Origin of the sequence: Jeotgalicoccus meleagridis (genome assembly GCF_903994045.1) — a bacterium.
Lineage (GTDB): Bacteria > Bacillota > Bacilli > Staphylococcales > Salinicoccaceae > Jeotgalicoccus > Jeotgalicoccus meleagridis.
Genome location: NZ_CAJEWD010000003.1, coordinates 404,983 through 420,009, shown reverse-complemented (window position 1 = coordinate 420,009; position 15,027 = coordinate 404,983). Strand labels below are relative to the sequence as shown.

17 protein-coding genes are annotated in these 15,027 nt (G+C 35.8%); 5 read left to right on the top strand and 12 right to left on the bottom strand.

The genetic code is table 11. The features are described from left to right. Positions 1 to 175: 175 nt before the first annotated feature. The 7 genes from JEOSCH030_RS02250 to JEOSCH030_RS02220 form a co-directional block, all read right to left on the bottom strand. Positions 176 to 502, bottom strand: a complete 327-nt coding sequence (locus JEOSCH030_RS02250; protein WP_185124990.1) for a branched-chain amino acid transporter permease — start codon at positions 500 to 502, stop codon at positions 176 to 178. Continuing rightward, positions 502 to 1,209, bottom strand: a complete 708-nt coding sequence (locus JEOSCH030_RS02245) for an AzlC family ABC transporter permease (RefSeq protein ID WP_185124989.1) — start codon at positions 1,207 to 1,209, stop codon at positions 502 to 504. The genes JEOSCH030_RS02250 and JEOSCH030_RS02245 overlap by 1 nt, the downstream gene beginning before the upstream one ends. Positions 1,210 to 1,226: 17 nt before the next feature. After that, positions 1,227 to 1,781, bottom strand: a complete 555-nt coding sequence (locus JEOSCH030_RS02240; protein WP_235962193.1) for a helix-turn-helix domain-containing protein — start codon at positions 1,779 to 1,781, stop codon at positions 1,227 to 1,229. A 138-nt stretch (positions 1,782 to 1,919) separates the two neighbouring features. Further along, positions 1,920 to 2,390: a nucleoside 2-deoxyribosyltransferase gene (locus JEOSCH030_RS02235; RefSeq protein ID WP_185124988.1), complete on the bottom strand. Its 471-nt coding sequence runs from the start codon at positions 2,388 to 2,390 to the stop codon at positions 1,920 to 1,922. 44 nt (positions 2,391 to 2,434) lie between these two features. Continuing rightward, positions 2,435 to 3,838 carry a Na+/H+ antiporter NhaC gene (nhaC, locus tag JEOSCH030_RS02230; protein ID WP_185124987.1) on the bottom strand — a complete coding sequence of 468 codons (1,404 nt, stop codon included), beginning with the start codon at positions 3,836 to 3,838 and terminating at the stop codon, positions 2,435 to 2,437. 27 nt (positions 3,839 to 3,865) lie between these two features. Further along, positions 3,866 to 4,960, bottom strand: a complete 1,095-nt coding sequence (locus JEOSCH030_RS02225; protein ID WP_185124986.1) for an NAD/NADP octopine/nopaline dehydrogenase family protein — start codon at positions 4,958 to 4,960, stop codon at positions 3,866 to 3,868. A gap of 95 nt (positions 4,961 to 5,055) precedes the next feature. Beyond that, on the bottom strand, positions 5,056 to 5,403 hold the full coding sequence (locus JEOSCH030_RS02220) for a DUF2200 domain-containing protein (protein ID WP_185124985.1): 348 nt from the start codon (positions 5,401 to 5,403) through the stop codon (positions 5,056 to 5,058). A 69-nt stretch (positions 5,404 to 5,472) separates the two neighbouring features. On the opposite strand from JEOSCH030_RS02220, the gene JEOSCH030_RS02215 reads away from it, so the two are divergent. The 4 genes from JEOSCH030_RS02215 to JEOSCH030_RS02200 all read left to right on the top strand — a co-directional run bounded on the left by JEOSCH030_RS02215 (position 5,473) and on the right by JEOSCH030_RS02200 (position 8,916). Then, the gene (locus JEOSCH030_RS02215; RefSeq protein ID WP_185124984.1) at positions 5,473 to 6,330 is read left to right on the top strand and encodes an SAP domain-containing protein; all 858 of its coding nucleotides are present in this window, start codon (positions 5,473 to 5,475) and stop codon (positions 6,328 to 6,330) included. Between the two features lie 132 nt (positions 6,331 to 6,462). Further along, complete coding sequence (locus JEOSCH030_RS02210) at positions 6,463 to 7,641, top strand: M20 metallopeptidase family protein (RefSeq protein ID WP_185124983.1); 1,179 nt, start codon at positions 6,463 to 6,465, stop codon at positions 7,639 to 7,641. A 13-nt stretch (positions 7,642 to 7,654) separates the two neighbouring features. Next, a complete protein-coding gene (locus JEOSCH030_RS02205) occupies positions 7,655 to 8,467 on the top strand; it encodes a DUF3100 domain-containing protein (RefSeq protein WP_185124982.1) in 813 nt (270 codons plus the stop codon). Next, positions 8,464 to 8,916 carry a hypothetical protein gene (locus tag JEOSCH030_RS02200; RefSeq protein ID WP_185124981.1) on the top strand — a complete coding sequence of 151 codons (453 nt, stop codon included), beginning with the start codon at positions 8,464 to 8,466 and terminating at the stop codon, positions 8,914 to 8,916. The genes JEOSCH030_RS02205 and JEOSCH030_RS02200 overlap by 4 nt, the downstream gene beginning before the upstream one ends. Before the next feature lie 126 nt (positions 8,917 to 9,042). Here the strand turns inward: JEOSCH030_RS02200 and JEOSCH030_RS02195 are convergent, their stop codons facing one another. Then, positions 9,043 to 9,438 carry a hypothetical protein gene (locus JEOSCH030_RS02195; RefSeq protein WP_185124980.1) on the bottom strand — a complete coding sequence of 132 codons (396 nt, stop codon included), beginning with the start codon at positions 9,436 to 9,438 and terminating at the stop codon, positions 9,043 to 9,045. 104 nt (positions 9,439 to 9,542) lie between these two features. Next, the gene (locus JEOSCH030_RS02190; protein WP_185124979.1) at positions 9,543 to 11,195 is read right to left on the bottom strand and encodes a BCCT family transporter; all 1,653 of its coding nucleotides are present in this window, start codon (positions 11,193 to 11,195) and stop codon (positions 9,543 to 9,545) included. 304 nt (positions 11,196 to 11,499) lie between these two features. Here JEOSCH030_RS02190 and JEOSCH030_RS02185 point away from each other — a divergent pair, with 304 nt between their 5' ends. After that, positions 11,500 to 11,970 (top strand): YbaK/EbsC family protein, encoded by a 471-nt coding sequence (locus JEOSCH030_RS02185; RefSeq protein WP_185124978.1) that lies wholly within the window; start codon positions 11,500 to 11,502, stop codon positions 11,968 to 11,970. Between the two features lie 28 nt (positions 11,971 to 11,998). Here the strand turns inward: JEOSCH030_RS02185 and JEOSCH030_RS02180 are convergent, their stop codons facing one another. The 3 genes from JEOSCH030_RS02180 to JEOSCH030_RS02170 are packed head-to-tail and all read right to left on the bottom strand — an operon-like array spanning position 11,999 to position 14,762. After that, positions 11,999 to 12,883, bottom strand: coding sequence for an RluA family pseudouridine synthase (locus JEOSCH030_RS02180; protein ID WP_185124977.1), 885 nt, complete (start codon positions 12,881 to 12,883; stop codon positions 11,999 to 12,001). A gap of 13 nt (positions 12,884 to 12,896) precedes the next feature. Then, entirely contained in the window at positions 12,897 to 13,343 is a 447-nt protein-coding gene (locus JEOSCH030_RS02175) for an SRPBCC family protein (RefSeq protein ID WP_185124976.1), read from the bottom strand. Positions 13,344 to 13,373: 30 nt separating this feature from the next. Then, positions 13,374 to 14,762 carry a YfcC family protein gene (locus JEOSCH030_RS02170; protein WP_185124975.1) on the bottom strand — a complete coding sequence of 463 codons (1,389 nt, stop codon included), beginning with the start codon at positions 14,760 to 14,762 and terminating at the stop codon, positions 13,374 to 13,376. Positions 14,763 to 15,027 lie beyond the last annotated feature (265 nt).

The following is a 15,027-nucleotide window of genomic DNA, read 5'->3' as shown; positions in this document are numbered from 1 at the left end:
AATAAAGGGGCTTGCCCTTTTATTTTTTCATGTACTTGTATTTCCTAGTTAGACACTACCGCGCTCACAAAAGCACCTCATATATATTATATTTTTACTTATTGAATTTGACTTTATGTACTGCGAGTATAAGCTACATTCTAAGTGATGTAAATACTAATAGCTAAATACACTTCTAAAACACCATCTGCACTAAAATCATATAAAATATCGTTCCACCTGCGATCGATATCAACATGCTTTTCTTCCAGTAATGTAAAACTACAATCAATCCTACTGCTAGAGCTTCTGGTAAGAAGCCCTCTACAGAAGTAAATTCTACATTTCTGAGTGCATAAACCACTAAGAGACCAAAAACTGCTGGTGGTAACATATAGCCTAAATATTTTACATAAGCTGGTGTTTCTTTATCGTTATTAAAAATTAAAAAGGGCAAAAATCTCGTCGTCATCGTCCCAAGGACGACACACGCAATAATAATAATCTGTTCGGTCAAAGTCATTACGAGATCACCTCTTTTTTAGCCATGCTTTTTCTAATCGCAGTTAAAGCAATTAAAATAATCACCATTGCCGGTATGATAAAATTCTCTGGGCCAAATACGACTAAGCTGATTACAGAAGCTAAAACTCCAATGACTGAACTCACATGATATCTTTCTTTCATCCATTGATCTAAGAAGATCACTACAAATAAGGCAGTCATGACAAATTCAATTCCTTCAGTATTAAACGGTATTGCAGTTCCAAAGAAGCTTCCTATCGTTGTACCGCCGACCCAATATATTTGATTGAGCACTGTTACATAAAACATAAACCAACCGGAATTAATGTGTTTTGGTACTTTTTCCGTACTATTAATTACAAAAGTTTCATCACACATACCGTAGATCAGATAGAATTTTTTCTTACCTGTCTCTTTAAATTTATCTAACATAGCAATACCATAAAATAAGTGTCTAGCATTTATCATCAAGGTCAGTAAAAATGCACTGACTGGATTAAAGGCACCAATCAGCATACTTCCTGCAACGAATTCCATAGAACCTGCAAATATAAAAATACTCATTAAAATTGCATAGGCTGGGCCAAATCCTAAAGAATCCATATATATTCCATAAGCTAAACCAATAAAAGTAAAACCTGCCATAATGGGAATGGTCTTAGGGAAAACGTATTTGATTGTTTGTATATGTTCATCAAATGTCATGCTTGCACCTTCTCTTTTTATTTGTTGTAGTACATGATTAAAGTAATTTTGACGAGTTCATCCGTTGTATTGATATATGTATGAGGCTGACTACCATCAAAAATCAGTCCTTCTCCTTCACATAATTCTGTAAGTTTACCGTTCACATCCACCTTTAATGTTCCTTTATTAACATAGATATGTTCTTCAACTCCATTAGGATGTGCATCTGAAAAATGGCTCGCTCCACCATCAATTTCTACAATATATAATTCAAATAATTTTTCAGGTGAGAAAGGGACAATATTATGGACTCTATAAGCTCCATCTTCTTCAGTGACCGTTTGGATATCTGCTTTCTTAATGACTTTCATGGCTTTTTGCTGTTGAGTGATTAAAGAGGAGAATGATACTTTTAACCCTTTGGCAATCTTCCATAAGGTTGTTACAGTAGGTATAGAATCTCCACGCTCGATTTGGGCAAGCATTCCCTTACTTACATCTGTTAAGGTTGAGACTTTTTCTAAACTAAGTCCCCGTTCTTTTCTGAGCACTTGTAAATTCTGACCAATCACATCTATATTTTCTTGCAAAATTTATCACCTCAAAATTCATTTTTAGTAACATAACATATTTTTGTATGCTATAACATACAAAAATGATAAAAAAATAGAATTGTTAGTCAATTCATAAAAAAAGACCAGAAATCAATGATTTCTAGTCTTAAAGTTTTAATCTTCTTTTGCAACTGGTGCATGTGTATAGTTTTCATAACGGATTGGTGTTTTCTTGTTAAAATCATAAGTCGCTAAATCATCAATACTTTGAAGATAAGCGTTCAGTGAGTCTGTTAGCATCAAGTTCACAGGCGCTTCTTCAATTGGATCTTTTTCTTGATACAAGACAATAAATTTATTTAAGGCTTTACCGTAACCAATTTCAAATGCTGTTCCTGGGTCAACATGCTCACCAACATAATCATGTACAGCAACAACCGCATCACACCACTCTACATGTTTAATGTCATTATTGTAGATAGTCTCTCTCCACTCATCAGAGCCATGTTCAAGATGGTCATCTTGTTGAAGTCGTGGTGAAAACACCTCATCAACTGTTGGGTTCTTTTCCAAAGCCGCTTCAACACGTTTCACTCTTTCAACTTGCTCTGCATCGAAAAATGGACTTGCTAAATAAATTTTCATAATAATACTCCTCTTTTTATTTTAAGGATATCACATACAAGATATTATTTACTTTCTTCTGGGTCAATCTTCTTAATTCCAATACCTGTTATAGCATAAATCATAGCGAAGACAATACATAAGTAACATGGTACAGCCCACATCCAGTAATCTCCGACACCAACACCGAGAACTTCTAAATAGTAGATTGCCGATACCCCCCATGGAACAAATCCGAGTATCATAGTACCTGCATCCTCAAGTGTTCTAGATAGATTCAACGGATCTAGACCTTTTTTAACATAGGCATCCTTCATTAAGACACCGACCATGATGATAGAAATCGAAGCGACACCTGCTGTAAAGACGATTAAAATACTACCAATAATCGTTGAGCCTATAATCTGCCATGTCGATTGAACCATCTTAGTAAATGCTTCTAAAATTCTATCTAAACAACCCGCAGCTTCAACAATTCCCGCAAAAGCGTAACCACAAAAAATAGTGACAACAATGGTGACCATAGAGAAGATTCCACCACGGTTCAGTAGTGAATTAACGGTTTCAGAGAAGTCACTATTAGAAGCAACCATATCTACTGAAAAACCATTGGCCATAGATGTAATTCCATCTACAAAAGAAAAGCCGTTAGAAAATACTCCAATAAAGACCGCAACGACTGAAGACAAGAGCATGATTGGAACAATAGGTTTTTTAGCAAAGGCACCCCAAAGAATAATTACAAATGGGAGTAACATAAATATATTCCAGTTAAAGATTGAGCTCAGCTCTGCCGTTAATCCTCCAACACTATCTCCTGAAGTACTGTCTGGTTCAAAACCAAGACCAACGACAAACCACACTATCATACCGACTATAGTGGCAGGGATTGTCGTCCATAGCATATGTTTTATATGATCATATAAGTCTACGCCAACCACAAGAGGGGCAAGATTAGTTGTATCAGATAACGGCGATAGTTTATCACCAAAGATTGCACCTGAAATAATTGCACCTGCGGTAATTCCTAAAGGAAGATTCATTTCTACTGCGATTCCCATTAAGGCAACACCAGCTGTGGCAGATGAGCCCCAAGCAGTACCTGTCGCTACAGAAACTATTGCTGTAATAATAAAGGCCGTCACTAAGAAATATCTTGGATCAATGATTAAGAGCCCATAGTTAATTAACATCGGAACTGTACCAGAATATATCCAAGTCCCTACGATGACACCGACTGCAAAAATAATAAAAATTGCTGGCATGGCTGTGTTTAATCGTGTAACAATTCCCTTTTCCATATCTTCCCAAGTTAAACCCACTCTATGGGCAATAAAGGCAGCGTAAGCTGCTGAAATTAGTAGAAGCGGTTGGATCGGAATTTCAAAATATCCAAAACCAGCTCCAATAACTATTGCTAAAACTACAAAACATGAAATCGATTCAAATAGCGTTGGTTTTCTTTTCATAAATTTCCCCTTTGTTTTTTCAAAATCTTAAAGACTATTAATTAAATTATCCTTAGACAGATCTGCTAAACCTATTTTTTCTAATGTTAATCCTTCTTGATAAAAGTCTCTATCCAAGATAGTGCCACCAATAGTAATAACCGAATCTATATTTGGAGTTGAAACATTTACAATTCTTCCTAAGTTGGACCAGAACACCAAGCCTTCGGAGATATCTTCAGTAAAATATCTAGAATCAACGGCAGTCGGTCCTTTGATATCGCCGTATACCTTACTCGTATTAAATAATTCTTGTAAGCTTAAATCATTACGGTCAAAGTATCCTCTGTTATAGCGACTTGTAATGGCATCCTCTAGCTCAAAACCAAAAGCTTTACCGATTGCGATTCTTTCTGCTTCAATTCCTCTTAACAAACGCACCGTATGTTCAGTAATCCCTTCTTTATAGAGATAAAATTCACCATTAGAATAATCAATGCGTCCTGAATTCAATAAAGATGGTCCTGGATGCACTTCTGGATTACCATTTTCCATAGTTGAGTGTAAAATATTTTGAGCAGGTACTAAGCAGTCATATAATTGACGACATACTTTTATTAATTCTGCTGTATTCTCAGCTGGATAGGCAGAGAAAAATAGTTTTTTCACTCTTAAACCAAGCTCAACTTTTGCGGTTTCAGGAAAAGCTCTCGTACCATAAGTCAGTGAGTTCGTTTCACCTATCTTAAGCTTCTTATTTATTCCTAAAGTTTTCATCTCATTTACAAATCTTAGAGTTCCCATGGCTCCTGCACCATTTAATAAGATTACTTGGTTTTCATCTACAACTGGTGCTAGGTCTTTTGCCATTGTTTCAATAGCAAAACCGGGAATAGTTAACATAATCACTTCTGCAGATTTTACCGCTTCTTCAATGTCACTTGTTACTTTTTCTACCTTCACAAATTTTTCTTTACCATCTTCTTGTAAGTAGATTCCACCTAATTCATTAATTTTCTCGAGATTACTCGCAAATTTTTCATTTTCATATAAAGTAACTTTAAATCCTCTGTCTGATAAGTCTGCTGCTGCAGTAATACCACCGTTTCCTGCCCCAATTATTGTTACGTTCGAAATCGTCATTGCAAGTTCCCCTTTGTTAAAAATTTTATTTCACATATAATATATCTCTAATAAAAACACCTTACAAGAAATAATCTTGTAAGGCATACTCATAGCTATCTCAATATTTTTTCCATCTTTTTACCCTTAGCGAGCTCATCAATCATTTTATCCATATAGCGAATTTCCTGCATTAAAGGTTCTTTTATATCCTCAACACGCACACCACAAATTACCCCCTTCACCTCACGGCGATTTGGATTCATCTTTGGTGCTTGGTCAAAAAACTCTTCCATGGTTACTCCATTATCAATTTGTTTATGTAAATCTTCTGTTGAATAATTAGTTAACCATGTAATGATTTCATCTACCTCTTCTTGTGTTCGGTTTTTCCTCTCTGCCTTAGCAACATAATGAGGATAAACACCACTGAACTTCATAGAATAAATTTTATGTCCTGCCATATTTCTTCACCTCACTCTGTATTTTGTTTATACTTATATCAAACGTACGTTCGCAAAAGGGGTGGTGTCATGATAAGTGCAAGCGATCTTTTATTTATCCAACAGATTAACAATAAAACCTTTGATCAGCTAAGTGTCTACGATTATTGGTTACAAAATCATGAAGAACCTAACGATGCTCGTCTTCATAGATTGCTAGATCATGAATACTTATACGAATCAAATGACATCACCCTTCGATTATCACAATTCACTATACCTACTTTGAAAAAACTTTTAAAAGCACATCATTTGAAAGTGTCAGGTAACAAAAATGAATTGCTCCAAAGATTAGGTGAACATGAAACAAGTTTAAGTCTTGAAAATCTCACTATCAAGCCTGTCTACACAGCTAATCACGATATACTACCACTTATAAAATACACTACTTTCTTAGTCTACCTCAGCATGAATGGCCCCCTTAGCATTGAAGAAGGTTATGCCTTTTATCTAAAACATCAAGCTATGTCGAATGAAGATTTAATTATCAATCTATATAAAGAAAAGATTGCACAATCCAAGAATACTTATCTCATAATTAAATGTCACTTATTTCTCTCAGATTACTATAAAAAACTTAATGACCAGAGAGAAAGTTTAAGACATTTAAACCACTTTGCTATGTCACTTGTTTTAAATGCCATCAATAGATATTTAGAAAATGACATCTATCTTGACTCATTCTTTAATATCGATCACTACACCTTAGATAAATACCGCAACTTGTTACTCATGAAACAATATTCTATTAATGAATTATATGAATATTTATTAAGTGACTTAGAAGGCGATAGCCATCACCATACCTTGGCAGCTCAGTATATTATTAGAAGTATTATCGACAGTCCCTTAGCTGAAACAAAATTATTAGAGGAACTTAATAAGTGAAAAGATATACTTATCATAAATTTTGGTAAGTATATTTTTATCACTTATTTATTTCAAACTATTTTGACTTGAAAGATAATTAAGTTTATACTTTTACACTATAATAGACATTTAAGAAAGGGGTTTGTTACTGTGGAAGAACTTTTTAAAACAATTGAGGGGTTAAATGAGGAGATAATCGAGATAAGAAGACACTTACATAAACATCCTGAATTATCTTTTGAGGAAGTTGAAACACCAAAATTTATTGCTTCATTTCATGAAAAATTAGGTCATGAGGTAAAAACTGGTGTTGGGGGTAATGGTGTAGTTGCATATTTAAAAGGAAGTCATGACGGCCCTACAGTTGCCTTACGTGCTGACTTTGATGCCTTACCGATTCAGGAAGAGACTGAACTTGATTTTAAATCAGTCAATGATGGTGTGATGCATGCTTGCGGTCACGATGGACATACTGCAACTTTACTCGGTGTTGCTAAAGCCTTAAATAAGCATAAAGATGAGCTACATGGAACTGTTGTTTTCATTCATCAACATGCTGAGGAGTTACCACCAGGTGGTGCTAGACCAATGATTGAAGACGGCGCTTTAGAAGGGGTAGATGTAATTTTTGGAACACATCTTCAAGCTCAAATGCCTTTATATGAAATCAACTACAGAACAGACGCACTACAAGCTTCTTCAGACTCGTTTGAAGTAACTATTCTTGGCAGAGGTGGACATGGTGCTTATCCTCAAGATACTAAAGATAGCATTTTGATTGCCTCACAACTAGTCAGCAACTTCCAACAAATAGTAAGTAGACGAGTGAATCCACTTCAATCTGCTGTCTTATCAGTTTGCTCTTTTGAAGCTATCGGACCATACAATGTAATTGCTAATACTGCAAAAATTAAGGGAACTGTTCGAACATTAAATGAAGAAACACGAGCACTGATGGAAGAAGAAATGCTGAGAGTGATTGAAGGTACTTGTCATTTATCTGGTGCCGATTTTGAATTTAACTATGAGCGAGGTTATCCTGTTTTAATAAACCATGAAGATGAAACAAACTTCTTAGTCGATGTTGCGAAAACTGTACCTGAAGTTAAAGAAATTAATGAAACCGAACCAATTATGGGCGGCGAGGACTACTCTTATTATCTGCAAGAAGTGAAAGGGACGTACTTCTTTACCGGCGCACAAGTTGAAGGAAGTGAAGAACCATACCCTCACCATCATCCAAAATTCGACATTGATGAACGTGCACTCGGTGTGGCTGCAAAGATATTAGCCAAAACTACTGTCGAGTATATGAATAAAAACAAATAAAAGAGGATCATACATGGAAAATACTAAAACTAATCTATGGACTGACTGGCGCTTACACTTTGTAGTTTTCGCAATTGTCATCATCACTGAACTGATTGGTACACATGAAATTTCAATTGGTCCCGGAACAATTTTGTTACTTCCAATGCTCTATGCGGTTATTATTGGACTACTTACTTTTTTCACTCCATTAATTAACAAAGTTCAGTCAAGTAAAGCTGAATCTCTAGTGTTTATGTCTGTGACATTATTAATCGCGAAATTTGGTGTTCAAGCAGGACCCGCATTACCTGAGCTCATTCAGGCTGGACCAGCACTCATCTTTCAAGAGTTTGGTAACCTAGCAACTATCTTAGTTGCTTTACCTGTTGCAGTATTTTTAGGTCTAAAAAGAGAAACTATAGGAATGACTCACTCTATTGGACGTGAGGCAAACTTGGCACTTATTTCAGAAAAATATGGTATCTCTTCTCCAGAAGGTCGCGGAGTAGTTTCAATGTATATTTTCGGAACTATTTTTGGTGCAATTTTCCTAGGTCTTACCTCTGGTTTACTTGCTTCCATATTACCAATCAGTCCTCTATCATTCGCTATGGCAACAGGAATTGGTAGTGGGAGTATGACCGCGGCTTCACTCGGACCACTGGTTGCCATGTATCCTGAACAGGCTGACTTAATCACTGCTTATTCTGGTGCAAGTAATTTACTCACCTCAGTTACTGGACTTTACATGAGTATATTTATTGGACTACCGCTGACAGAAAAATATTATCAACTTGTAAGTAAATTTAAAAACAGAAAAATTAAAGGAGACTCAGAGTCATGATTAGTAAATTAATAGATTGGACATTAACTTTAAGTATTGTTGCTATCATGACTCTAGTCGGGAATTTCATTGGCTACGAAGTCATGCCTGTGACAGCTTTACCAGGTATCATTACACTTATGGTGATTGTTTTGATAGGTATGGTTATTCATGAGATCTTACCATTCAAACTACCTTCAATAGCATATATTGGTTTATTAGCCTTCTTTGTTACTATTCCAGGTGTTCCAGGAGCTGAAAAAATTTCAGAGTGGACATCCGAAGTAAACTTACTTTCATTGACTACACCTATTCTAGCTTATGCTGGAATTTCTATCGGTAACTCTTGGGTGGATTTTGCAAAGATGGGATGGAAAACGATAATTGTTGGCATGTTAGTGCTACTTGGCACTTACCTCGGTTCTGCAATAATTGCAGAAATCATTTTAAGAATACAGGGTATTGTTTAAAAATTTAAAACATATTATTTTCAACATTAGTATCTCATTTAAAACAGTTTGAAGACCCGTACGTTAGATCTCAAGGGGAGAAGCTAACGCACGGGTTTATTTAGTCACTAAATCTTCTATCTCTCTTCATGAATTAAATGAATCTTCTTCAAATGTATGGTAATCCTTAACTTTTTGTTCTTCATAGAATAATTTAAAACGTTCCAGTACCTCTTCATAGGTCAAATCATCTCGGTGATAAATCTTACCAAATTCTTCGGACTCTTGAGCAGGCAATGCTTCAAAAACATATTCTCCATCCACCATGGCACATTGAATCGCATCAATCGCTAGACCATAATGATTAAAAGATAAAGTCGCAAAGCTATCTTCACTTTCGTCAACATCTTTTAGTGCACTTTCAACTTGAGCCCAAGATGGATCTTCAAAATCGTCTAAACCAGTGGATAATTCTATAAATTTCTCTTTTGGCAATGTGTCTTCTTCATTATTTTCACCTTTTAGGAAATCAAATATTCCCATCACACACACTCCTAGTGAATTTCTATATTTTTATACTATCCCCTTTTTTTATAACTTTAATCATAAAAAAATAAGCCGACCATCTGGCCGGCTTAATCAATCACTTATTTATTATCTTCTCCACTACCATCATCCGCAAGATGTGGTGCAATTTCTTCTGGTAATGTTTCTTCGAAAGATTCTCTTTGTTCTTGAAGTTTTCTCTTAGTTTCTTCTCTATAAGAAGATTCATAAAGTAGTTGTTCTCTTTCTAATTTGATAATTCCATACTCGCTCCGCAATGCTTTGAACAGAGATATCCCAAGCATGAGTACTATGAAAGTGAACGGGAAGGCAGCGATTAACATTGCCATTTCTAAGGCTGATAAACCACCTGACCATAATAGCACGATTGCTGTACCTGCTAAAATAGCACCCCAAATTAACTTAACTTTAAGTGGTGGATTGAGAGAACCACCTGTTGTTAGCATACTCAATACAAATGTACCACTGTCTGCTGAAGTGACGAAGAATGATGCAATAAGTAGAATTGCAATACCCATAATCACTGGTGCAGCTGGATAGTTTTCTAAGAATGCGAATAATGCAACTTCATTCCCTTGAGATTCGATTAGGCTATATATACCTCCACCTAAAAGATTATCCGATTCAATTCCTGCAACACCGAAAATCGCAAACCAAATTGCACTGAATAATACTGGTACACCCATCACACCGATGATGAACTCTCTAATAGTTCTACCACGTGATACACGTGCAATAAAGCTACCTACAAAGGCTGACCAACCGATCCACCATGCCCAGTAGAACAGTGTCCAGTCATTTAAGAATGAACGATCACCTGTAAATGAATTCATACCTAACGTCATACTGACAATGTTATTTAAGTAGTTCGCTAAGTTAGTCATAAATGATTCAATCATCTGTACAGATGAACCAAATATAAATACAAAGACCATCAATGCAACTGCTATGATGACGTTCCCTATACTCAAATAGCGAATTCCCTTGTTGACGCCTGTAGAAGCTGAAATAACAAAAGCCACTGTAATAATTAAAACGATAATCGTTTGAGTCCAAACGTTATTTTCAATACCATCAAAACTATAACTTAGACCCGCTGTAATTTGAGTCGCACCAAGTCCAAGAGAAGTAGCAATACCAAAAATTGTTCCAAACACTGCAAGTGAGTCAATACCTGTACCTAACCATCCTTTAGAACGATCACCAATTAATGGAGATAGCGCTGAACTCATTAGAAGTGGCGCGTTATGTCTAAAGTTAAAGTATGCAAGTGTTAAACCAACTATTGCGTATACACCCCATGGATGTAATCCCCAGTGGAATAATGTGTGCATCATAGACTCTTCTTGAGCTAAAACTGATGCTGGTTCCGCTGAAGGTGGGTTATGGAAGTGAGTGACAGGTTCATTGACTCCATAGAAGACAAGTCCAACACCCATACCTGCTGTAAATAAGAAAGAGAACCAAGTGAAGTAACTATATTGTGGTTTCTCATCCTGTCTACCTAAACGGATTTTTCCGTAGGGACTAAAGATTAAATAGATTGCAAATACTACAAATGCCGTCATCGCTAACATATAAACCCAACCGAGCTTATTCGAAATAAAGTCGTTGACGATGCTTAAAACAGACTCAACATTTCCCGGGAAAAACGCACCCCATAAAATGAAGATACCTGCTGCTATGATCGAAACATAAAAGACCGGTGTGAGGACTGATCTTTTTTCTCTCATAAAAAATACCCTCCTATAATACTGTAAAATTGGCATCATCAAATACACATAAAAACTATCAGCACTTATGATGCTTGTTGCTGGTGAAAATTTGGGAATAAACCATCCCTTAAAAAAATTGCACAAAAAATGAAAGTAATCGCTATATGCAAATGCATATAGGTAAACGCAGTGAGAAAAACTCACTAACTAAACGGAAGTTATTTAAGCTTTATATAAAAGCATTAGACAATATGGTATACTAACATACAAATTTCAACTTGAAAACCGTGTGAATTATTTGAAAGTTAGATGGAGGATAATTATGACAATAGAATCCGTTAAAGAAAGCCTTAAAAAGCATCAAGCTGATGATAGAATTCAAGTATTGGGAGAATCAAGTGCAACAGTTAAGGATGCTGCTTTAGCACTGAATTGTAAAGAGGAAGAAATTGCTAAAACTATGGCATTTCATGTAAATGATCAGACCGTCGTAGTCGTTATGGCTGGAGATGTAAAAATAGCAAATGCTAAATTCAAAGCTGAATTTGGAGTTAAAGCTAAAATGATTAAAGGTGACCAAGTCGAAGCATTAACTGGCCACCCACCTGGCGGTGTTTGTCCATTTGGTTTGAAGAATGATGTCACAGTTTACTTAGATGAATCACTGAGAAGATTTGATACCGTTTATCCTGCTTGTGGCAGTGCGAATAGTGCCATTGAAATCACTATAGAAGAATTAGAAACCTTTACAAACTTCCCTAAATGGGTAGATATTTCTAAAGAAATGAATTAAAAAAAGATGAGCAAATGCTCATCTTTTTTTACTTAAACCCTCTAGTAAAACTCTTAGGGGCGTTCGATTTGAATTTTAATTTCTTACCAGTCGTTGGATGAGTGAATTCTAGTACGCTTGCATGAAGGCCCAGTCGATTAATTGGATTGGTAGACGCTCCGTATTTCTTATCCCCAACAATTGGGTGACCGATTGTCTCCATATGCACACGAATTTGATTTTTTCGACCCGTTTCTAATTTCACTTCTAATAAGGTAAATCTACGATTTGATTTGGTTACTTTATAATGAGTAACTGCTTTTTGTCCTTCTTTATTTGGTTTAGGACTAGAATGCATTTTATAAATCTTATCTTCAGTTAACCAAGATGTAATACTACCGTCTTTTTCAACCTTACCTTCTACTAAAGCGACGTAACTTCTATTATCAACTGTCTCTGTCCAAGTGTTTTGTAGTTTTTGTTGAATCATTCTGGATTTCGCAAAAATCAACAGTCCAGAAGTATCCCTATCCAGTCGATGCACAATGAAAATTCTATTATTCTCATGCATACTCTTAACGTAATCCATCAACATACGAAAAGCGGTTTGTTTCTTTTCAGTTTTAGATCCCATCGTTAATAGACCATGCATCTTATCGATCACCATCAAATCATCATCTTCATAGACAATGTCGATACCTTTTAGTTTTATATCAGATGATGCTGCTCTGTCTTTGACAGTGACGATATCACCTTTTTTTAAAGGTTCATCAAACTGAGTCGTTGGTCTACCATTAATTGTGACTTGTCCACGTTTTAAAATCCCTTTTACAGTGCTTCGGCTTTTCTTCGGCATAACTGTAAACAGAAATTCTAACAGTGTAGTCTTACTTTCTACAGACCATTCATTACTTTCTCTCTTCTTTTTGTGCATTCTAAATCCCCACTTATGAAGCTGAATATTCTTCAACCTCTTCAATAAATTTGTTCATTTCCTTATTCATTATAACCTTTACTAGCGGTTTAGTCGTCATTACAAACACTCTAACACCCATACCACTCTCAATACTAGATTGTACAGTTAGTTTTGAATGTTCACCTACTGGGGTAACATTAAATACCGTCGTTATAACGCCCTGTTTTAGTTTCGTTTTCATTGTAATACTGCGGTCTTTAACTGCTTCTACGATTTCATTTCTAAAACGATAGGTCTTATTTCTAACGCCTAGCGTTATACGAAACTTTGAACCTTTCACACGTCTACCCTTGGTATGATATTCAACATCTTTTAAGATAGAAAAAATCCTCTTTAACGCTTTATCATCATTAACAAAACGAAAGATATCTTCTGGGCTTGCTGCGATGTCTTCATTTTTGTATTTGTAAATTTCCATTGTGCCCTCTCCTATTCCTAAAATGTTGTCTTAAAACGGTCCTAAGTTAATCATAACTGCTATAGCTAATAATATCATAGCAATGATTGACCAGATAATAAATAAAGGTAAGAACCATTTTGCCCACTTAACCCACGGCACACCTGCCACTGCTAAACTCGCCATTAAGGTACCTGAAGTTGGGAAAAGGGAGTTCGAAAAGCCATCACCAAATTGAAAAGCTAAAACCGATACTTGTCTCGTAATCCCAATCATATCGGCGAGCGGTGTTTGAATTGGCATCATAATTGCTGCTTGACCACTCCCTGATGGTACAAAGAAGTTGAAGATAGAGTTCATGATAAACATACCTAGTGCTGTTGCCACGGGTGGTAGTGCTGAAAGTGGCTCTGATAAAGCATTAACAAGTGTATCTAAAACCAAACCATCTTCCATGATAACTAAGACAGCTCTTGCTAATCCGATAATTAAAGCACCGTAAATTAAGCCTTTACACCCTTCAATGAAAGTAATCGCAATTTCATTGTAGTTCATTTTGCCAATGTAACCTGTAATGATGGCAATTAGGATAAATAATGCAGCCATGTGATTAGTCGTCCACTGAAACTTAATCACTGCAAAAATAAAGAAAATCAAACCTAAAGCTGTAATAGCAAGTATCCACTTGTGACGAGCGGTAAATTCATTATCTAACTCAAGTGATTCTTCACTATCTTCTACTCCAATAAGACTCTTATTCGGATCTTCTAAAATCTTTTTACAATAGCGCCAAGTATACCAAATCGTGACACCTGTTAAAATTACAAAGGCAATCAATCTAAAACCAAGACCTGAAAATAAAGGCAGTTCTGCAATATTGTGTGCAATACCGACTGTATAAGGATTTAAAAAACCTGCCGCAAAACCAATAAAAGCCGCATTAAAGGTAATTGCTACTGCTACAATTGCATCGAACTTCAAGGCCTTAACTAACATGACCCCAAGCGCGACAAAAGCGATAACTGAGTTGCCGAGCGCTCCAACTGCCCCACCTATAGAAAAAATTGTAATAATTGTTGCTAGTAGTAAAAATTCCTTCCCGCGCATTACATCAATCGCAGAATATATACCTGCTTGAATTGCGCCTGATCTAGAGATGACTTCAAACATTCCTCCTGCAAATAATACTAAAAATATAATATCTGCACTTTCAATCATCCCTGTTTGAATTGCTAAAAAGATGTCCATTAAACCTGCAGGTGCTTGTGTCACACCTTCATATGTATCTGGAACAATCGTAGTAACCCCATCGATCTCCTCACGATCAAAAGTACCTGCCGGCATAATGTAAGTTGCCAAAACTGCGAGTAATAAAACTCCAAACACTATGACATATGTATCAGGAAATTCCCATTTTTTCTTGGTCTTTGTGTGTTTCAAATATGTTTCCCCCTTTGTTTTATGTAATTGTTTATATACTACCACAAATCAATGTTATAAATAACCTAAATATTGTATATTTAATCATTATAATATGGACGTGACATTTAGAGATTTTTATGTAATACTTTTAGTAATCAAATACTGGTGCCTTTAAATCAGTCCAGAGAGACTGACAAGGACAGCGCGATATAATGAAAATGGACAGGTCTAGGCTTATTTAGCCTTATCTTGTCATATTTTCTTATATACAAAAGCTTCTTGT